This window comes from Bradyrhizobium sp. USDA3516, from assembly GCF_057651995.1.
The window spans coordinates 338,511-357,714 of record NZ_JBYGYN010000008.1 but is presented as its reverse complement, the minus strand read 5'-3'; the positions used below and the strand labels follow the sequence as shown (position 1 = coordinate 357,714).

Below are 19,204 nucleotides of genomic sequence, written 5' to 3'. Positions count from 1 at the left end.
GTTACCGTGTGATCGAGAGTTCGGCGGGCGCGCCGGTCAGCGTCCGCTTCGGCGAGCAGGTGATGATCATGATCGCCAGCGTCAGGATGTAGGGCGCGGCGTTGAAGAGGTGATAGCCGGAGGTGACGCCGACCGATTGCAGCGCCGGACCCAGCGCCGCCGCGCCGCCGAAGGCGAGCGAGGCCCACAGGCAGAGCAGGGGATCCCAGCGCGCGAAGATCACGAGCGCCACGGCGGTGATGCCCTGGCCCGAAGAAAGGCCCTCGTTCCAGCTTCCGGGGTAGAACAGGGACAGAAACGAGCCGCCGATGCCCGCGAGGAAACCACCGGCCATGGTGGCGCGCAGGCGGATCAGCAGCACGGAATGACCCATCGCGCGTGCGGCATCCGCGCTCTCGCCGGCGGTGCGGACGAGCAAGCCCCAGCGGGTGGTGCGGAAGGACCAATAGAGGATTGGCGCCAGCGCCACGCCGATCAGGAACAGCAAGTTGATGCGCAGCGCTGCCTGGACTTGCGGGATGTCGCTCCACCAGCCGAAGTCGATGGCGGGCAGCCGCGGCGCTGTCGGCTCGATCAGCGGCTTGCCGAGATAGAACGCAAGGCCGGTGCCGAACAGCATCAAGGCAATGCCGACGGCAACGTCATTGACGCGCGGCAGCGAGCAGATGCCGGCATGCAGCGCACCCAGCAGCGCGCCGGTGATGCCGGCGGCAAGCACGCCGAGCCACGGAGAGCCGGTGAGATAGGAGATGCCATAGGCGCTCATCGCGCCCATCACCAGCGTGCCTTCGAGGCCGAGATTGATGCGGCCGGCGCGCTCGGTGATGCATTCGCCCAGGCTCACGAACAGGAATGGAGTGGAGACGCGAATGGCGCCGCCGAGGACGGCGAGCGGGACGGTCCAGAGGCCGATCGATCCGTCTGCCATCTCAGGATTTTCCCTTCAGGAATCCGATGCGGCCGTAGAGCGCATCGCTGGCGAGCACGAAGACGAAGATGATGCCCTGCAGCACCAGCACGGACGCATCGGGTAGCCCCAGGCGGCGTTGCAGCAGGCCGCCGCTGGCGCTGATGCCGCCGAGCAGGATCGCGACGGGGATGATGGCGAGCGGATTTTGTCGCGCCAGAAAGGCGACGAGAATGCCGGTGAAGCCGTAGCCGGCGGCGAGGTTGGCGTTGGTGCGTCCTTGCACCGCGGCGACCTCGACCATGCCGGCGAGGCCAGCCGCGCCGCCGGCAAGGAAGCAGACGGTCAGGATCAGCTTGTCGACGCCAAGGCCGACGATCTTCGCAGCGCGGATGTTGCCGCCGGCCACCCGTGCGGCGAAGCCGAACACGGTGTGATAGATCAGGATGTAAGAGGCGATCGCGGCGATCAGGCCGAACACGAGGCCCCAATGCACATCGGTGCCGGGAATGGAGCCGATCATGTTGGCGGCGCCGATCTCGCGGGTGGACGGCTTGTTAAGGCTGGCGGGATCGCGCATCAGCCCCTCGACGAGATGGTTGAGGATCGCGAGCGCGATGTAGACGAGCAGCAGGCTCGAGATGGTCTCGTTGACGCCGCGATACTGCCGCAAGCCGCCTGAGAGCATGATCCACAACCCGCCGCCGATCACGCCGGCGCAGACCATGGCGACCTGGACGACGAGCGGCGGCATGCCCTGAAGCGCGAGCGCGGCGCTGGTTGCCGACAATGCGCCGATCAGCAACGCGCCTTCGCCGCCGATGATGACCATGCCGAGCTGCGCCGGCAGCGCGGTACAGAGTGCGGTGAGGATCAGGGGCGCTGCGCGCGTCAGCGTGTTCTGCCAGGAGAACCAGGTGCCGAACGCGCCGTAATACATGTAGAAATAGAGATCGAGCGGGTTCTTGCCGAACATCGCGACGAAGATGCCGAACACCGCGAGCGCGCCGACCAGCGCCGCGGCCGGGATCAGGACATATTCGATCGTGCCGCCGTGACGCTGGAGGAAACCGGGATCGGCGGCCGGGGCGACTGTCCCGACCGCGTCCGTGGAATCCGCCGCTTCCGTCGTCACGAAGTGGCTCCGAGCACGCCCTCGACGAGGTAGTCCATCTTCTCCAGTTCGGGATCCTTCTGGCCGCGATCGGTACCGGCAGGGATCACGGTCTTGCCCTTGTTGTCGACCAGCCCGCCCTTGAAGATGGCGAAGCCTTCTGCCGACAGGAACTTTGCCTTGGCCTCGTCGGCCGCCTTGCGTGCTTCGGCAGAGACCGCTTCGCCATAGGGCGAGGTCTTGACGATCTCTTCCTTCAGGCCGCCGCGGTAGAAATTCGGGATGCCTTCGCCGGAGGCGATCATCTTGACGAACTTCGGATAGAGCGCCTCCCAGTTCCACTCCGCGCCGGTGAGATAGGCCTTGGGTGCCAACGCCGACTGGTTGGTGTGATAGCCGCAGACGAAGGCGCCGCGCCGCGCCGCGTTCTCGACCATGGTCTTGGGCCCGTCGACGTGGCAGGTGAGCACGTCCACGCCCTGATCGATCAGGCTGTTGGTGGCTTCGGCCTCCTTGACCGGCATCGACCAGTCGCCGGTGAAGATCACCTGCGTGGTGGCCTTTGGATTGACGGACTTGGCGCCAAGCGTGAAGGCGTTGATGTTGCGCAGCACTTGAGGGATCGGCTTGGCCGCGACAAAGCCGAGCTTGCTGCTCTTCGACGTCAGGCCGGCGACGATGCCGGAGATGTACTGAGCCTCGTCGATATAGCCGAAATAGCTGCCGGCGTTCTTGGGGTCCTTCTCGCTCCAGAGGCCGCCGCAGTGCTCGAAGCGCAGCTTCGGGTACTTGTTGGCCATCTTGATCATGTGCGGATTGTAGTACCCGAACGAGGTCGGGAAGAGCAGGGTGGCGCCGTCGAGATTGATCATGGACTCGATCGTCTTCTCGACCGCGTCGGTCTCCGGCACCTTCTCCTCCTCGACCACCTTGAGGCCGGGAATCTTCTTCAGCGCCGCGGCGCCCTGCGCGTGCGCCTGGTTGTAGCCGTAGTCGTCGCGCGAGCCGACATAGATGAAGCCGATGGTGGTCTCGGCCGCGAAGGCCGGGCGCAGGCCCGCTGCCGCGCCGAAGGTGAGGGCCGCGCCGCCCTGCAATAAATGACGTCGTGAAATCCTGCCAGAATCCATTGCTCGCTCCCCTTGGCGGATGCCCCGCCTTGATCTCACGGCTGCGCCGGCTTGGCGGAGCCGGGATCAGATGTCGCAATCTTCGTGCCAGAGACTATGAAGCGTGCAGTTCTTTGTAAGTATTTGAAGTAAATATAGAATAATGTGCATTCTGAATTTGGCGAGGAAAGCGGCAGGCTAATTTATGGGCAATATGAAAGTATTGTATGCAGAGGAGTTGAGCAGCCGGAACATGCTCGCGCATGTGCATGAGCCGCGTCGGACGGTCGGCCGGCAAGGCGCATTCATGCTAACCACGCGCTGACTGGGACGGCGCCGGAGGATGTCCGCTGGCACCGAACTTGTATCGATTGTCGTCAGGACTGCTGTGTCCGCAGAAGATGGAAAGCTCGCCGAGATGGGCGCTGGTACCGTTCACGATGCATCGCTCGGCAATCAGATCGTTCGCCGGATCAACGAGCTCGGCGCCATCTCGGAAGAGCCCGAAAAACTCACCCGCATTTTCCTCAGCAAGGAGCTGCGCAAGGCCGCGGACCTCATCATGGGGTGGATGCGCGATGCCGGCATGAGCGCGCATCTCGATGCGATCGGAAATGTCTGCGGCCGGTACGAAGGCGAGCGGCCGGGCATGCCCTGCCTGATGCTCGGCTCGCATTACGACACCGTGCGCGATGCCGGCAAATGGGATGGACCGCTGGGTGTGATCACCGCGATCTCTTGCGTCGCCGATCTCAACCGCCGCGGCAAGCGCCTGCCGTTTGCGATCGAGGTGATCGGTTTTGCCGACGAGGAGGGGGTGCGGTTCGCCTCGACCTTGCTCGGCAGCCGTGCGGTAGCCGGCACCTTCGATGAGAGCGTGCTGAGTGCGTGCGATAGCAACGGCGTGTCGATGCGCGAGGCGCTCGTGCAGTTCGGCCTCGATCCCGACCATATTGGCGCGGCCGCGCGCGCGCGGCGCGAGCTGCTCGCCTATCTCGAATTGCACATCGAGCAGGGGCCGGTGCTGGAAGCGCAGAACCTGCCCGTGGGCGTCGTCACCGCCATTGCCGGGGCCACGCGCCTTGCGGCCCGGCTCTCCGGCATGGCCGGTCACGCCGGCACCGTACCGATGGCGCTGCGCCGTGACGCGCTCGCCGGCGCGGCCGAATGCATCGGCGCGATCGAGCAATTTTGCCGCACCGACGAGGGCGGCCTCGTCGGCACCGTCGGCTACATCCAGGCGAGGCCCGGCGCAACCAACGTCATTCCGGGTGAGGTATCCTTCACCATCGACATGCGCGCGCCGACCGACCTGCACCGCAAGCGCGCGGTGGCCGATGTCGTCCGCCAGATCGAGGCGATCGCAAAGCGGAGGCAATTGGCACTCCAGCTCGATGTTACCCACGAGAACCGCACCGCGCCCTGCGCGCCCTGGCTCAAGCAGCAGATCGCGCAGGCGATCGCCGCCGAAGGCTTCTCCGTGTTCGAGCTGCCGAGCGGGGCAGGTCATGACGGCATGGCCATGATCGACATCGCCGATGTCGGCATGATCTTCGTCCGCTGCCGCGGCGGCATCAGCCATCACCCGGACGAGCATGTCGAGCTTGCCGATGCCGACGCCGGCGCGCGCGTGCTGCTCAGGGTGATCGAGAATTTCAGGCCGTGTACGGCTCAGGCGAGCGTCACGAACGCGCAAGTCACCGGGTAGAGATACGAATCAGTCATGTTTAAGATGGTGGCCGTCATCGCGAGGGCCGCGAGACAATCAGCCGACTGACGGACATGGACAGCGACATCTCTTTTCCATCACATCGTGAAAACCGGTTCTATCAGGGGATGGCTGCGGCCTTCGTCGCCAACGCGCTTCAGGCGGTCAATTTTCTCGGGGATCGATTCCTGAGACAATCGCATCAGTCGTTCTCGGCCATTGAGGATCTCTATCGGCACTCGATGGACAGCGCCTTTGCCGTGACGGAGGCCTTCCTCGTCACGGGCGCGCCGCACGCCTCCGCCTATTACCCCCGCGACTTCGCCTGGTTCTACCCTGACGTGCTCGATCCCGAGACGATCATGGACTCGCAAGACGCGGTGCGGCGGGTCCGCCTGCTCGAGAGGAGTGTGCGCCTGCTGTTGGAAGCAGTTCGCGCCGACGTGGTCACCACGACCATCGTCCCGGCAGGACGGGGGCGGTATCTCGGCGTGAACTATTTCTCGCGGCCCTCGGATACGCTGCTCGGCATTCTCGCCGGCCTCCATCAGATGATCTCCGCCGAGGAGAGGGCATCGTCCCATTTGGCGATGTCGCAATGCGCGCACGCCGGCCGTTTGTTGCTGGCCGAATATGGCGCGGATCTGAAGCGCGCGATCCTGGAGCTTGCGAGTGAGCTGGAGTCCTTCGACGCTGATGGCACCAGATATTTGCTGTGCGATGCCAGCGGCCCGCGCTCCGCGGCGACGGATACCCGCGCCGAGCACCGGCGTTTCGTCACCAATGCCTGCGTCTACACGACTTTCGTGTGGAGCGTGCAGCTCGGGATCGTCGGCGAGAACGAGCTGAAACGGCTGCTCGGGCGCGACCTCGCGCAGTATAAGAGGGACCTGCTCCGCCTGTTCGGCAAAGACGGCTATATCAGGCATTCCCTGGACGGCCGGGCGGGGACGCCCGCATCCTCGGTCGCGCTCGATTTCGTCGGCGTGCATCGCGGATTTTGGGACCTGGGCGAGGCGAGCGAAAGAGCCCTGTTTGCCGCGACGACGGATCTGATCATCGCCGAGCCACGGTTTCGCGTTCCGAGCACGTTTCACTTCCTGGTCTCGGCGGAGAACCCGCGGACCAAGATGATCCACAAGCTTGCAGCTCCCGCCTATCAGGGACGCTCCTGCTGGCCGACGTTCAACGTCGAATTTGCCGACCGCATGCTGGATTACGACGAGTTCTCTGGGAGCGATACCTATCGGGCCTGCGCGCAAGGAATCCTGAAGGACATTCGCGCCGCGACCGAACTCCACGGCGGCTATCAGGAACTGATCTCGGAGCAAGGTCTAAAGTATCGCACCTGGGCCTATCAGGGTGCCGTCGCCCACTCGTGGTTTCCGCGCTTCCTGTCGGTCTGGAGGAGGGCTTACGGCACACCGCTCGTTCAGTGGAACGATTGATCCGCGACCGCTATCCAGCGGGCACGTCCACTACCTCGCCGCCCTCCAGCACCTTCGCCGCCTTGGCGCGGTCGAGATTGCCTTCCCAGGCCGCGATCACGACGGTTGCGACGCAATTGCCGACGAGGTTGCCGAGCGCGCGGGCTATGCCGATGAGAAACCAGGTTATTCCGCCGCCTTCGCCGTCTTGCCGAACATCCGCGTCGGGGCCGGGAAGCCGCACGAGGTGCCGTCGGTGACCTTGACCTGATTTTCCCACGGCAGTCGGAAGGTGCCGGCGACCATGTCCTGCATGAAAGTGTAGGGGCAGTCCATCGCGCCGCCCTTCACCGCGACATAGCCGCGGTGCCAGAGCTGGTAGATGTTGTTTTCGACGCCCCAGTTGATGCGGGCTTCGCGCACGAGATCCGGCCGGACCTCTGCGGTGATGATCTCGTCGGCACGGCCGGTCGTACCATGCGCCAGGACGGTGCCGTCGAAATTGACGATCATGCCTTCGCCCATGGAATCGAACGAGCCGTCCGAGCCGCACATGCAGACATTTGCGGTGATCATCAGATTCTGAAACGAATTGGCTTGGTTGGTGAAGCGCCAGGCTTCGCGGATCGGCGCGGTGTAGCCGGCGGTGCGGATCATGATCTCCGCGCCTTTGTAGGCGCATTCCCGTGCCATCTCCGGGAACATGCCGTCATGGCAGATGATCAGCGCGATCTTCGCGCCCTTCGGACCCTCGATCACGGGAATGCCGATGTCGCCGGGCTCCCACGGCTCGACCGGAATCCAGGGATGAAGTTTGCGGTAGTAGAGCTTGATCTCGCCGTGATCGTCGATGATCAGACCCGAGTTGTAGGGATTGCCATGCGGGTTGAGCTCCATGATGGAGAAGCAGCCCCAGATCTTGTTGTCGACACAGGCCTGCTTGAAGGCCGCAACCTCCGGTCCGTCGAGCCGACACATGATCTCCGGATTGGTGTCCATCGAGAGGCCGTGCAGCGAATATTCCGGGAAGACCACCAGATCCATGGTGGAGAGATTGCGGTGGGCCTTGCCGACCATCCAGACGATGCGCTCGGTCTGCCTGGCCAGATCGGTGCGGGTGACGACGCTCGGCAGCTGCAGCTGCACAAGTCCGATAACCACACCGTGGGGGGATTTGTTCAGCCCGCCAAGCCCGTTCATGATCAGCTCCCTTGCCTGTCTGGCGCAGCGTCGTTGCACGCCGGATCTTGTCGCAACAAGCAAATCCGATTTCGATGGAGAGCTAAAGGCTATTTTTCAGGCGATGGCGCATTTGCGCGGCAGAAGGCGATCTCGTCACGCCACGAGATCGAGCAGCCGGCATGAGCCGCGCACCAGCACCTTGCGTCCTGTGGATGTTATCGCAGGCACGCCGTCATTCACGACAACGAGGCCGAGCTTGGCGAGGCTTTCGACGAGATAAGCCTTCGCGAGGCGACCGTTCGACACCGGGTTGCGAAGCGCTTTCAGCGCTTCCCACTGGTCGGTTGAAAGATCGAAGTCGAAATCGTTGCTCATATTGCCTCAGCCGATCGTCCGGTTCGCGTGCCCCTGTTAGCGGCGCTGCATGAAGACCATGCGACGACAATGAGTCGGGAATTCGGTCAGCTGTTTAGAACGTCTCTTCACAAATTGCGGCACTCCGTTGCGCCACAAGAGTTAACATCGTTTGTGCACGAATATCGTCACGATCTCCGATCACTAATTGATGATCCGCACTTGATGTTGCGATGCGAACTACTGCAGTGCACGGCAAGTATCGCTGTCCCATTCTGCGTCGCGATATGCACAGAAATGATGAGACGGGAGGTCGAGGACTCTGTTACCTTGGTCTCCGGGGAATGGCTTCACACGGCAGGAGTGGAGTGCATGAACAGGCTGGTGGAAATTCGCAGTCAGGAATTCCTTTGCCGAGAGCGTGCGGCGCTCGATTCGAAGCGCCGGCTGTTCTGGCTGGCGCAGGCGGAAGAATGGGAGCAGCGCGCGCTCGACGAAATCGCGCATCACTTTCGGCAGTGCAATCAGGCCGAGCTGAACGCCGCCTGACCGAGGCGGCTGTCATTGCTTATTGATAAGTCGCCACGATGTCGGAGACAGCGCGTTCGAGCTGTTGCGCGGTGGCGCATTGGCGCACGACGCTGCAAAAAGTTGCGTAGCGCGGCATCTCGGAATCGCCAAAGCCCCAGGCGAGCCGTCCCTCGGGATTGAGCCAGACCAGCCGCTTCGAGCGCTCGGAGATCCGGCGCAAAATGTCGGCGCGTGGGTCGAGATTGTTGCTGCGGGCATCGCCGAGCACAATCACCGTGGTCTGCGGGGTCAGCGCGCTCATGAACTCCTTCTCGAAATCGACCAGCGAGGAGCCGTAATCCGACGAGCCGAAACCGACCTTGGACATGATCTCGGACATCGCTTCCTCCGGCGACTTCGTCTCCAGGATCTCGCTGACCTCGATCAGGTGCGAAGAGAAGGCGAAGGAGCGGACGTCGTCGACCACCTCGTGCAGAGAGTGGATCAGCAGCAGGAAGAAATCGGAGACTTGCGCAACGGAGCCCGAGACGTCGCACAACGCGACGATCTTCGGCCGGTCGCGATGCTTGCGCTTCCATGCCGTGAGGAAGGGCACGCCGCCCCAGGCTGCGTTGCGGCGGAGCGTGCGGCGAACGTCGAGATGGCCGCGGCGCTGGCGCTTGCGCGGCTTGGAATAGCGTTCGCGCAGCCGGCGTGCGATCTGGCGGATGAGGGCACGCATCTCGGCGACCTGGCGCCGCTCGATGCGGGCAAGGGGCGCGTTGCGCAGGATCTCGTTGCGGAGGTTTTCGGCCTCCTCGCGGGCATAGAGTGCGAGCCCTTGCGAGACCGTGTCGCGCACGGCTTCGCGCAAGGCATCGAGCGCCGCGCGCAGACGCTCGGCCAGGGACGGGTTGGTCGCGGTCAGCTGGTCGAGATCGTCGCGCAGGCGCTGGAGGCCCATGACGTCGAGGATGCGGCTGGAGAATATGCCGCGCTGGGTGGAGTAGCGGATGTCGGACAGGGAGGCCGCGCCGGAGGCGCTGGCAATCGCGGCAGCGATCGAGTTGCGATCCTGCGACAATAGCATTTGCGCCAGGGGACCCAGGCCCTGGGGAGGCTGACCTTCACCCGCCTCGCCCGCAGAGCCGGAGGAGGGCGGCTGATCCTCACCTTGCGCAGCTTGATCTTCGCTAGCTGCTTCGGGCTGATCCTGTGGCGGCTCCGGCTGGCTGAAGAACAGATCAAAGCAGTCGCCGAGCGCGAGCTTCTCGTCTTGCGACTTGGCGAGCGTCAGCAGCAGCGCATCGCGCAGCACGGCGCGGTCGGAGATGCCGACCTGCGCGACGGCGCGCATCGCATCGATGCTTTCGGCCGGCGAAACGTGAACGCCGGCGCCGCGCGCCGCTCGGAAGAAGCGATGGAGGTTCTCGCGCATCGGCGTCAACCGAAGACGTTGGACCGGGCCGCCTTGGCAATGAAGGTCGTCACCTGCGGCGTCGCGGCCTCGATGTCGGCTTCGTATTTCAGGAGCACGTTGAGCGTGTCCTTGACGATCTCGGTATCGAGTTCGGAAGCCTGGAGCAGCACGAGCACGCGCGCCCAGTCGATGGTCTCGCTGACCGAGGGCAGCTTCTTCAGATCCAGCGAGCGGATCTCGTGGATGAAGCCGACCATCTGCCGGCGCAGCGTCTGCGAGATGCCGGGCACGCGGCTTTCGACGATGCGCTCCTCGAGCCGCTGCTCGGGAAAGCCGATATGCAGATGCAGACAGCGTCGCTTCAGGGCATCGCCGAGGTCGCGTTCGCTATTGGAGGTGAGGATCACCGTCGGCGGCGCGATCGCCGAGACGGTTCCGAGCTCGGGGATCGTGACCTGGAAATCGGAGAGGATCTCCAGCAGCAGCGATTCGAATTCGGCGTCCGACTTGTCGATCTCGTCGATCAAGAGCACGCAGCCACCCGGCTGCTCAAGAGCCTGGAGCAGCGGCCGCGGCTCGACGAATTCCTTGGAGAAGAACACGTCGCCGAAATCGTGAAGCTGGTCAAGCGCGGCATGCAGCGTCTGGGCGCCGCCGAGAACCTCGCCGAGCTTGTCCTTGAGGATCTGGGTGTAGAGAAGCTGCTTGGCGTATTTCCACTCGTAGAGCGCCTTGGCCTCGTCGAGGCCCTCATAGCATTGCAGGCGGATCATCTTCAGGCCGCGCCACGCCGCGATCGCCTTGGCGAGCTCGGTCTTGCCGACGCCCGCGGGGCCCTCGACCAGGATCGGCTTCTCGATCTGCTGCGACAAATAGACGGCAGTCGCGATCTGCCGGCTCGCGATGTAGCCCTGCGCGGCGAGGCCGCTCTCCACTGCCTCGATCGAGGTCGAGGCCTTCTGATCAGCCACGAAAGGCGCTCCCAAAGGTCTTGCTTAGGGCTTGTTCTGCCTGCGTTCCCCGCAAAGAACAAGCCACGTTTGGGAGACAGCTGACCCGCGCGAACGGCGTTTTTTCCGCCAAACGCAAATAGTTGAGCGCTTCGCTGTTGGCGCGATCAGTGCCGCAGCAGCTCCGGCTTGCGGATCGTCTGCTTCAGCTCGGCGCCGCAATCGGCGCATTCATAGACGAAGTCGATCTTGGCAAGGCTCCAATGCGGCTCGACCTCGCGCACGTACATCGGCAGAAACCCCATACAGGTGGGGCAATTCACTGGCGCGATTTCGACGTCCTGATGATGCTGAACGTAAGCTGGCATCTCGGCTCTCCTTCGCAGGCGACCATCAAACCCCGCGCAAGGCTACTGCCGGTTGCCGCCGGGCCCTCATCAACTCTTTCGAACGGAGGTGGAACGGCGGCTGTTTGTCGTTCGCTGTGACATTCTTGTTACGTCTCTGTACTGTAACGGGCGGACCAAATGCCTATTTCACAGGCCGATCCGGTATTCGAACTTTCATTTCAACGACAAAGGAGCACGCCCATGACGCATGCCATTCGCTTTCACAAAACCGGCGGTCCGGAAGTCCTGGTCTGGGAGGAGGTCAGCGTCGGCAAACCTGGGCCCGGCGAGGCGCGCATTCGCCACACCGCCGTCGGCCTCAATTTCGTCGACATCTATAACCGTTCCGGTCTTTATCCGGCGCAACTGCCGAGCGGGCTCGGCAGCGAAGCGGCCGGCGTCGTCGAGGAGGTCGGGCCCGGCGTCACCGATCTGAAGCCGGGCGATCGCGTCGCTTATGGTGCCTCGCCACTCGGGGCCTATGCGGAGGCGCGGCTGATCCCCGCCGACCGGCTGTTGAAATTGCCCGACGGCGTCGACGATAAGACGGCGGCGGCGATGATGCTCAAGGGGCTCACGACGCAATATCTGATCCGTCAGACCTATCGGGTGAAGGCCGGCGAGACCATCCTGCTGCATGCGGCGGCCGGCGGTGTCGGCCTGATCTTGAGCCAGTGGGCCAAGCATCTCGGTGCGACCGTGATCGGCACCGTCAGCAACGACGAGAAGGCGAAGCTCGCCAAGGCGCATGGCTGCGACCACGTGATCATCTATACAAGGGAAGATTTCGTGAAGCGCGTCGACGAGATCACCGGCGGCAAGAAAGTGCCAGTGGTTTACGACTCCGTCGGCAAGGACACGTTCCTGAAATCGCTGGATTGCCTCGCGCCGCTCGGCGTCGCCGCGCTGTTCGGCCAGTCCTCCGGCGCGGTGGAGCCGCTCAATCTCGGCCTGCTCGCGCAGAAAGGCTCACTCTACGTCACGCGTCCGACGCTGTTCACCTATGCCGCCAAACGCGAAAATCTGGTGGCGATGGCGGGCGAGTTGTTCGACGTCGTCAAGTCCGGCGCGGTCAAGATCGAGGTGCACCAGACCTACCCGCTGAAGGACGCCGCCGAGGCGCATGCCGATCTTGCGGCACGCAAGACCACGGGATCGACCGTTCTCCTGGTGTAATGTCGGTTGAGTGGAGACGCAGGCTTCAAGCCTGCGTCACGTGCGTTCGTGCTTGCGTAGATCCCGGGCGTGATCAAGCCGGATGGCCTGGAGGTCGGCTTCTTCCGGCGGGATTTCGGGCAGTGCGGCCTCCGTCAGGATGGCGTCGGTCACGTCCTCGACCGCATTCTCCACTATTTCGTGGATGAACGAGATGTTCCGGTATTCGCCCGACGCGATGCGCGAGATGACCTCGCGCCTGGTGATTTCGGGGTCGACGACCGCCTCGCGGCCTCGCCGGCCGTAATCGATCATCACGACGTAATATTGCATGAAACGATCCTGCCGCGCCCTCGTGGTCGGGGACGCGGCAGGAGTATTTCAGAAAATCGTAATTCTGTCAATTTAGATTTCTATAAATCGGAAATCCGGCTGCGCCGCTACTTGCCCTTCTTGCGCGGACGCGCCGATTTGGCACGAAGTCGCTCGAGTTGCCCCTTGGGCATGGACAGGCAGATCTCACCGACCCAGTCGAGCTTGACGCCGACGATCGGCTTGGCATTGAAGCTCGTGAGGTTGACCACCGAGGGAGATTTGCCTCGCTCGATGGTCTTCAGATAGCGCTCTCCGGTCTTGAGGCGGACCACCGCCTCTTCGCCGTAGAAGCTCGACAGCGGGTGGCGCTGGTCCTTGTAGACGACGATCACGTCGCCGCTCTCGTATTTCGGCAGCATCGAATCGCCCACGATCTCGAATGCGATGGTCTCTTCCATGATCGGGAAGGGCAACGCGATGTCGCCGAGGCCTTCCGGGGGGACCTGTTCGTAGTCCGGTTCGATCACCGCGCCGGCTCCGACGCGGCCCATGATCGGCGCGAGATTGAGCTCGAGATATTCCATGATCGGAATGATCTCCGAGGCCTTCACCAGGCGCTCGCCGCCGAGAATCTCCGAGACCGCGCCGGGTCGCACGCCCATGGCTGCAGCCAGGCCGCCCTTGCTCTTGCCCGTCTTCTCCAGGCCCCGCTCGATCATTGCTACGTCCAACATGGTGATTCCCTCGATTGCGCACCGTTTGCCTCTTGTAATCCGAAATTCGGAATTGATGCAATTATGAATATCAGAAATGTGGCTTGACTCTGCATTCGGAATAACGGAATGTGCGTCTCGCCTTCCGGGTGGGAGGCGCATCACAGGACAGCAGCATGGAACCGGGCCATTGGCCGTCGGAGCACTCCGACGCGCTTCGCGACTATTTTCACAAAGGCATGTCTTATGCGGAGATCGGAAGACAGATAAACGCAAGGTTTGGAACAGCTTATACGCGCAGCGCGGTGGTCGGCCGCGCCAAGCGGCTCGGGCTCATCGTGCCGCAATGGATGACAAGCCCGGCGCTCGCGCCGCCCTTGCCGGGTGAACCCGGCCTGCTTTCGCCGCGCCGGGTGGCATGGCCCAGCCTCAATCTGCCGCCGAAGTCCGCCATGAAGCCTGCGGCGCGCGTGAAGTTGCGCTGTGTCGGCATCCAGCCGCGCCAGCTCCAACTGGTCGAGCTCGAGCCGGCCGACTGCCGCTATCCCTATGGCGGTGACAAGGACGGCGAGGAGATCGCCTTCTGTGGCCATGCGCGCCAGCCGGGCTCCAGCTATTGCGCGCCGCATGCTCGCCTGACGCGTCGTTCCGAGGCTGCCTCGGTCGCCCGTGTCGCAGGACCCGTCGTGCTGAAGCTGGTGTCGGCCGTCTGACGGTGCCGCCCTCCGTTCAACCCCAAGTCTTGCAAGGAAAATCCGAGTGGCTCGTGCGCGACGCAACAAGTCCTACAAATTGGCGCAGATCTACGACCGGCGGTCGCGGGAGGTGCCGTTCAACGCCGAGATCGCGGAGGTGGAGGTCGACAATCCGCTCGCGCTCGATTCCGGCGAGAAGATCCTGGCGATCCGGTCGGTCCGCGGGGATCCGCTGGGCCGGCTGCACGCGCACCACCAGATCGACGAAGCGCAATACCGCGGCGGGCGCGCCTTCCAGAACGATTGGGAGCGGGCGGAGCGGGGGCCGCAGGCGGTGGATACGACGCGCGAATATGTCGATGGGACCGGTACACGCGAGCCCGTCACCGAGGGCCAGCGCCAGGCGGTGCTGCGGCTGAACCGGGTCGAACGAGAGCTCGGCACCGACGGTGCGGCGCTGGTGCACGACGTGCTGGTGCTCGGTCTGACCATGGATCAGGTTGGGCAGCGTCGAGCCGTCCGCACGCAACGCTGGAACGATTACTTCGCGCGGCGTTTTCGCGAATGCCTGGACCGGCTGGCGCTGATCTACGGCTTCGCGACGGAGACGGGAACGGCGCGCCGGGACCGGCGTGAATGATTGCGGAGTGCCGGCGGTCGCGGCCGCCGGCGTCCCCCATTTGCTTACGGATGAGGAATGATCTGGTAGGGCGTGGTGTAGGGCTCGACGCGCAGCGAGGCATTGGCCAGCAGTCCGATCTTGGCTGTCGGTGCCTGCTGCAATTCGCCGTTGGGGCCACGATGCACGTTGTATTGCCAGACGGTGAGATCGCCCTTCTGTGCCAACGCGTGTGCAACGGCGCTCGCATCGTTGCCGCCGAGCGCCTGAAGCTCTTCCGCCGACAGTCCGACGACGATCTCGTCCTTGACGGTGACGATCTTGAACAGCTTCATTTTGGTCTCCTGCGCCCATGCGCCTTGTGTCGAGAGGGTGAGAAGCGCGATTGCGGCGCCCTTGATGAGATCGCAGCGAGAAAGCATGCCGTCGTCCTTTTGGTGCTCACGTGCGCCCAAATCGAAGAGTTTTCAGCCATGGCGCCCGTATCTGCGTGGCCGTACCGCATCGGCTTGGTCGTTTGCTTGTGGACGGCGGTTCACGGCGGACTCGGTTTCAGTCCGACGGATCCCGCTGCGACCGGCCGTGCCAGGGGCGGGCCCGCCCACGAGACTGGCTTCGAGCCGGGCCATGCAACCGCCGGGACCCGACTCAACAATTACGTGTATAAGGATCGCCAATTTCTGGCGCCTAGCGTACATTCTCATCGGAAACACGGCGAAACGTCGTGGCGACGAGCGCCTTGTACTCGATTGATGCCGCTTCTTGACGCAGGTGGGTGACGGCGATCGATATTCCTGTTATCCGGAATCGCCGTGGCGCGATGCAGATCAAACATCGCTATACCCACGGTTGGGCTTGCCGGGAGGGTTGTTGCTTGGCATAGTTGCAACCGAGCGGTTGAGGCCGTCGTTGGATGTGGTTCAGCGTGCAGCCCGGCGGGTCCCTTCGGCCGAAAGTTCGTCGTCATGGTCCTGCTGCGGCGTTCGGTTTCTCAAGCGGATCACGACCGATGCTTGTCATAGGTGCGAGATGAAAAACCTCAATTTCGCGGCTGAGCTGCATCTCAAGCTCGGAGCGCCTGCAGGCAGCACTGTGGAAAGTCTGCGCCTGCTCCGCGCCTTCCTGAAGCTCGCGCCGCGACAGCGTTTCGAGGTGGTCAAGCTGGTCGAAGATCTCGCGACCGAAGAAGCTCTTCCCGAGCGCCCTTTATCCTGAGTGCGGCCGCGCGCCGCCCGATGCCGTCTCCCGATCCTTTCCTGCCGAAGCAGGGCTCCGCGGCGTCGTTCCCCGCAGGGCTGCCGCTGGATGACGGCCGGGCAAGTGTGGTATTCAGATGGGAAAAAGGGAGGAGTGCGATCATGATCGAACCGAAGCTCGAAGTTCCGGCCGAACTGCGCGACTTGGCCGAGAAGACGATCGACCAGGCGGAAAAGGCTTTCGGCATGTTCTTTGAAGCGGCGACCAAATCGATGTCATCCGTTCCGGGGGCGGGGACAGAGGTGTCGAAGCAGGCGCTGGCTTTCACGGAGCAGAACATGAAGTCGGCCTTCGAGCACGCGCGCAAGCTGGTGCATGCCACCGATCTCCAGGAGGCGATGCGAATCCAATCCGATTTCCTGCGCAGTCAATTCACCAGTGCCGGAGATCACATGCGCCAGATGACAGGCAGTCTCATGCAACCCGGCAAGGGCAAGTCCTGACTTACGGCGTGTGTACAGCGTGCCCACAAATTGATCTTGTATGACGTGAAGATCCGCGCTTCGATGCGGGTGCAGGTCCATGACGGGCCACCGAATGATCACATTCGCCGTCCGTCATCCTTTCTGCTGATCCCTGCCGGTCCACCGGCAGGGATTTGCATTTGCAGCCTTCGTGCATCCGGGAGTGACCGTCCGCGATGAATCTCAGGCTATTGCCGAAACATGATCTTCGGAAAAGCGCCACAGGGTTTGCGCGAGCGCGGCCTTCGGCGGCCGATCAGGCATTTAACGCAGCGATGCAATGTAGGCCGCGATATCGCCAGCTTCGGTTCGGCTCAGGGGAAAATTCGGCATCTTCGGGTGCGGATCGAGCAGGAAGAAGGCGAGCTTTTCCGCACTGAAATCCGGCCTTCGCGCGACAGACGTAAAGGAAGGGACGTCGGCGCTCGCCTGGGCCTGTCCGTTCGCCACGACATGGCAGCTCGCGCACCAGCGCCTGGCGAGGTCGGCGCCGTGACCGGCATCGGCGCCGAGAGCGGCCGATGAGCCGACGCCAGAGAGCAGGCCGAGCAGCAGGCAAATCCGTCTCACATGCCGGAGCATCAGGCAATCTTTCTGCATTGGCTTGCGGCCGCCGCGCTCATCCGCAGCAGGACCCTGGAAACTGCGAGAGATCGATGCGGGCGACGATCGAGCGCATCAGCCTGCGGGTCGAACGATAGAGATGCCGCAGGAATGCCGGTACTCTCGCCGCGGGCAGGCCCTTCGGAACAAGGCTTTTGGTATCAAGACTTCCGGTATAGTGCGACACGTGTCTCTCCGACGCCATGTGGTTTCTACCGTACCGCGTGGGAGCGGCCTTGATCTGCCGCAAAGCGTCCGGCTAGTAGTCGTCCGGGTTCATGATCAATGGACTCTTCGTATCCGCCGGCTCAAGCGCGCTGCTGGCGCTGTCACGCAGGAAGCGGTCGAGCGTCTCGTCGCGACAAGGCTAATCAGCGTCAGCGCCCGTAGAAGCTGCGACCGCGCACTCCACCCTCATTCTGAGGAGCCGGCCCAAAGCATGCGTCTCGAAGGATGGCCATAGTGAAAAGCTGTCAGATGCGATATCCCTGCCCGAAGGACCGGGGCGGCTAGAGACAGCTCGCCCGTCCGCGTTCAGGGCAGAGCCGGAACGCGCTCGACAGCGTGAAAAGGAAGCGTGGGCTGCGACGCTCGTTGTCCGGCGCCCTGTAGCTTAAGGGGACGGCGACGCCGAAATCGGCCTGGAGGTCGTCCGGCAGGAAGAAGCGCACACCGGCTCCGGCCGACGTCAGCGACAGCCCGTCGCTCAGGCGGAAACCGTGGTTCCAGACGGCGCCAGCGTCGCCAAAGGCATAGAGCTGATAGCCGGTCCAGTAGCGGAAATTGAGCTTCTGGTCGAAGCGCAGCTCGAGCGAGCCGGCGAGGCCGTTGTCGCCGCTGATCTCGGCTGCGCCATAGCCACGGCCGAAGGCCGCGCCGCCGAGATAGAATTGTTGCGAAGTGAACAGCGGGCGCGAAGCCGTCTGGCTCGCGGCAGCGAGCTTGAGCGACCAGACATCGTTGAGTGTCTGGTAGCGCGTGAACCAAAGGTTCAGCACCGAGAAGTTCGAGGAGGCGCCGTCGCGCGACAACAGATCGTCCTCGAAATGCGAGGCGCCAAAAATGTCCAGGCCCTGACGGTAAGTCAGAGTCGCAAAATTGGTACCGCCAAAAGGATCCTGCAGCCGGTAGTCGGCAATCAGGCTCGCCGTCCTGATGTGGTCGTTATACCAGGGCCCGTAAAGGTCATGCTCAGACACATTGCTGAAGGTCGTCGCGGCGGTCAGCGTGAGCGTGGAGGATTGCGACTGCAACGGGACGATGCTGGCACGCAGCTCGAACGCCTCGGTCTTGGTGATGTCGCTGTCGAGCCGGCGCATATCGCCCGGCCGCACCGCGCTGTACAGCACGGAAGCGCCGAGGCGGACACCGTCGACGCCGACCGGCGCATCGTACGACAGGCGTGCGAAGCCGAGCTGGCGGGGGTCGTTGGCGATGGTCGAGAGGTTGACCGCCAATGTATCGCCGGGCGTGAGGTAGGAGTTGAACGCGCCGGCGGCGTAGGTTTGCCAAGGACCGACCGACGAGGATCCGAGATTGTCGAGGCCGAACGAGGATAACACGTGCCATGTTTTCAAGTAGACGGTCAGGCGGAAGCGGCCCGTCGTACCGCCGATCTCCTCCAGCGCAGTGTCGGTGATCCGGACGCCCGGCCTGCCATTGATCAGGAAGAGTTGGCGTTCGAGCGTTGCCAGTCGCGAAGGCTGTTCGGCCAGAACCGGCGCCAGCATCGGCCTTATGCCGAACTGCTCGGCTCCGTCGCCCTTCAACTCGGCCTGCACGATGGTGCCCTCGAGAACCTGAATCCGGACCCGGCCGTCGGCGATGTCCTGCGGTGGCACGATGGCGCGGCTCAGATGAAAGCCGGCTTCGCGGTAGAGGTCGCTGATGGCGCCTGCGATCGCGGCCAAATCCGCCTGCGAGACCTTCCGGCCGAGATAAGTCTGGTAGACCGCGGCGATGCGATCGGGGGAAACGGCATGGGCGCCGCTGACGCTGACGCCGCGCAGCACGAATTGCGGCCTGGTATCGCCGCCCGTCGTAGGCTGTCCGACGCTCGGCAACCGGACCGGTGGCCGGCCGAGCGACTCCTGCTCGGTCTGGTTATCGAAATATTTCTCGGGCTGGCGCGGATCGAATCCCGGCTGGTTCGCCTGCTGCGCGATCGCCGTCGGAATTGCCGCGAAAATTGCTGCCAGCGATACCAATGAGGCAAGGAGATGCCGTTTCTCACCGCGCGCAGCGACTCTGTCTCCGTAGTTCAACGGAGAACCTGTCCCCGGGCGGTAAAGGGTCGTTAGCCACATGATTTTT

General features: G+C 63.4%; 21 protein-coding genes and 1 pseudogene. 8 read left to right on the top strand and 14 right to left on the bottom strand.

Going from position 1 to position 19,204, the window contains the following annotated elements; all coding sequences use genetic code 11:
- Position 1: 1 nt before the first annotated feature.
- Genes AC24YW_RS25455 through AC24YW_RS25445 form a run of 3 tightly spaced genes read right to left on the bottom strand, consistent with a single transcriptional unit; the run spans position 2 to position 3,151 of the window.
- Positions 2-928, bottom strand: coding sequence for an ABC transporter permease (locus tag AC24YW_RS25455; protein WP_487485293.1), 927 nt, complete (start codon positions 926-928; stop codon positions 2-4).
- A gap of 1 nt (position 929) precedes the next feature.
- Positions 930-2,042, bottom strand: a complete 1,113-nt coding sequence (locus AC24YW_RS25450; RefSeq protein ID WP_487485292.1) for an ABC transporter permease — start codon at positions 2,040-2,042, stop codon at positions 930-932.
- The gene (locus AC24YW_RS25445; RefSeq protein WP_487485291.1) at positions 2,039-3,151 is read right to left on the bottom strand and encodes a BMP family ABC transporter substrate-binding protein; all 1,113 of its coding nucleotides are present in this window, start codon (positions 3,149-3,151) and stop codon (positions 2,039-2,041) included. The genes AC24YW_RS25450 and AC24YW_RS25445 overlap by 4 nt, the downstream gene beginning before the upstream one ends.
- Positions 3,152-3,548: 397 nt before the next feature.
- Here AC24YW_RS25445 and AC24YW_RS25440 point away from each other — a divergent pair, with 397 nt between their 5' ends.
- Together AC24YW_RS25440 and AC24YW_RS25435 are read left to right on the top strand one after the other, a co-directional pair.
- On the top strand, positions 3,549-4,838 hold the full coding sequence (locus AC24YW_RS25440; protein ID WP_487485348.1) for an allantoate amidohydrolase: 1,290 nt from the start codon (positions 3,549-3,551) through the stop codon (positions 4,836-4,838).
- A 74-nt stretch (positions 4,839-4,912) separates the two neighbouring features.
- Positions 4,913-6,286: a hypothetical protein gene (locus AC24YW_RS25435; protein ID WP_487485290.1), complete on the top strand. Its 1,374-nt coding sequence runs from the start codon at positions 4,913-4,915 to the stop codon at positions 6,284-6,286.
- 10 nt (positions 6,287-6,296) lie between these two features.
- Here the strand turns inward: AC24YW_RS25435 and AC24YW_RS25430 are convergent.
- From AC24YW_RS25430 to AC24YW_RS25420, 3 genes and pseudogenes are all read right to left on the bottom strand, one after another.
- Positions 6,297-6,455, bottom strand: a pseudogene (locus AC24YW_RS25430) (C4-dicarboxylate transporter DctA); the annotation flags it as partial.
- Positions 6,452-7,465, bottom strand: a complete 1,014-nt coding sequence (locus AC24YW_RS25425) for a formamidase (protein ID WP_487485289.1) — start codon at positions 7,463-7,465, stop codon at positions 6,452-6,454. The gene AC24YW_RS25425 and the pseudogene AC24YW_RS25430, both read right to left, overlap by 4 nt.
- A gap of 135 nt (positions 7,466-7,600) precedes the next feature.
- Positions 7,601-7,822, bottom strand: a complete 222-nt coding sequence (locus AC24YW_RS25420; RefSeq protein ID WP_487485288.1) for a hypothetical protein — start codon at positions 7,820-7,822, stop codon at positions 7,601-7,603.
- 351 nt (positions 7,823-8,173) lie between these two features.
- Here AC24YW_RS25420 and AC24YW_RS25415 point away from each other — a divergent pair, with 351 nt between their 5' ends.
- Positions 8,174-8,350, top strand: coding sequence for a hypothetical protein (locus AC24YW_RS25415; RefSeq protein WP_487485287.1), 177 nt, complete (start codon positions 8,174-8,176; stop codon positions 8,348-8,350).
- A gap of 19 nt (positions 8,351-8,369) precedes the next feature.
- Here AC24YW_RS25415 and AC24YW_RS25410 read toward each other — a convergent pair whose 3' ends face one another.
- The 3 genes from AC24YW_RS25410 to AC24YW_RS25400 form a co-directional block, all read right to left on the bottom strand.
- Complete coding sequence (locus AC24YW_RS25410) at positions 8,370-9,749, bottom strand: vWA domain-containing protein (protein WP_487485286.1); 1,380 nt, start codon at positions 9,747-9,749, stop codon at positions 8,370-8,372.
- A gap of 5 nt (positions 9,750-9,754) precedes the next feature.
- A complete protein-coding gene (locus AC24YW_RS25405; RefSeq protein WP_487485285.1) occupies positions 9,755-10,702 on the bottom strand; it encodes an AAA family ATPase in 948 nt (315 codons plus the stop codon).
- A 146-nt stretch (positions 10,703-10,848) separates the two neighbouring features.
- Complete coding sequence (locus AC24YW_RS25400) at positions 10,849-11,049, bottom strand: hypothetical protein (RefSeq protein ID WP_487485284.1); 201 nt, start codon at positions 11,047-11,049, stop codon at positions 10,849-10,851.
- Between the two features lie 222 nt (positions 11,050-11,271).
- Between AC24YW_RS25400 and AC24YW_RS25395 the strand changes: the two genes are divergently transcribed.
- Positions 11,272-12,246 (top strand): quinone oxidoreductase family protein, encoded by a 975-nt coding sequence (locus tag AC24YW_RS25395; protein ID WP_487485283.1) that lies wholly within the window; start codon positions 11,272-11,274, stop codon positions 12,244-12,246.
- Between the two features lie 36 nt (positions 12,247-12,282).
- On the opposite strand, the gene AC24YW_RS25390 is transcribed toward AC24YW_RS25395, so the two are convergent.
- On the bottom strand, positions 12,283-12,558 hold the full coding sequence (locus AC24YW_RS25390; protein WP_487485282.1) for a hypothetical protein: 276 nt from the start codon (positions 12,556-12,558) through the stop codon (positions 12,283-12,285).
- A gap of 107 nt (positions 12,559-12,665) precedes the next feature.
- Positions 12,666-13,274 carry a S24 family peptidase gene (locus AC24YW_RS25385; RefSeq protein WP_027545883.1) on the bottom strand — a complete coding sequence of 203 codons (609 nt, stop codon included), beginning with the start codon at positions 13,272-13,274 and terminating at the stop codon, positions 12,666-12,668.
- A gap of 155 nt (positions 13,275-13,429) precedes the next feature.
- On the opposite strand from AC24YW_RS25385, the gene AC24YW_RS25380 reads away from it, so the two are divergent.
- Both AC24YW_RS25380 and AC24YW_RS25375 read left to right on the top strand, forming a co-directional pair.
- Entirely contained in the window at positions 13,430-13,966 is a 537-nt protein-coding gene (locus tag AC24YW_RS25380) for a GcrA family cell cycle regulator (RefSeq protein ID WP_487485281.1), read from the top strand.
- 46 nt (positions 13,967-14,012) lie between these two features.
- Complete coding sequence (locus AC24YW_RS25375; RefSeq protein ID WP_487485280.1) at positions 14,013-14,588, top strand: hypothetical protein; 576 nt, start codon at positions 14,013-14,015, stop codon at positions 14,586-14,588.
- Positions 14,589-14,632: 44 nt separating this feature from the next.
- Here the strand turns inward: AC24YW_RS25375 and AC24YW_RS25370 are convergent, their stop codons facing one another.
- Positions 14,633-14,989, bottom strand: a complete 357-nt coding sequence (locus tag AC24YW_RS25370; RefSeq protein ID WP_487485279.1) for a hypothetical protein — start codon at positions 14,987-14,989, stop codon at positions 14,633-14,635.
- A gap of 607 nt (positions 14,990-15,596) precedes the next feature.
- On the opposite strand from AC24YW_RS25370, the gene AC24YW_RS25365 reads away from it, so the two are divergent.
- Complete coding sequence (locus tag AC24YW_RS25365) at positions 15,597-15,782, top strand: hypothetical protein (RefSeq protein ID WP_487485278.1); 186 nt, start codon at positions 15,597-15,599, stop codon at positions 15,780-15,782.
- A gap of 143 nt (positions 15,783-15,925) precedes the next feature.
- The gene (locus AC24YW_RS25360) at positions 15,926-16,267 is read left to right on the top strand and encodes a phasin (RefSeq protein ID WP_128926959.1); all 342 of its coding nucleotides are present in this window, start codon (positions 15,926-15,928) and stop codon (positions 16,265-16,267) included.
- A 285-nt stretch (positions 16,268-16,552) separates the two neighbouring features.
- On the opposite strand, the gene AC24YW_RS25355 is transcribed toward AC24YW_RS25360, so the two are convergent.
- Together AC24YW_RS25355 and AC24YW_RS25350 are read right to left on the bottom strand one after the other, a co-directional pair.
- Positions 16,553-16,870, bottom strand: coding sequence for a c-type cytochrome (locus tag AC24YW_RS25355; protein WP_487485277.1), 318 nt, complete (start codon positions 16,868-16,870; stop codon positions 16,553-16,555).
- A 530-nt stretch (positions 16,871-17,400) separates the two neighbouring features.
- Positions 17,401-19,197 carry a ShlB/FhaC/HecB family hemolysin secretion/activation protein gene (locus AC24YW_RS25350; protein WP_487485276.1) on the bottom strand — a complete coding sequence of 599 codons (1,797 nt, stop codon included), beginning with the start codon at positions 19,195-19,197 and terminating at the stop codon, positions 17,401-17,403.
- Positions 19,198-19,204 lie beyond the last annotated feature (7 nt).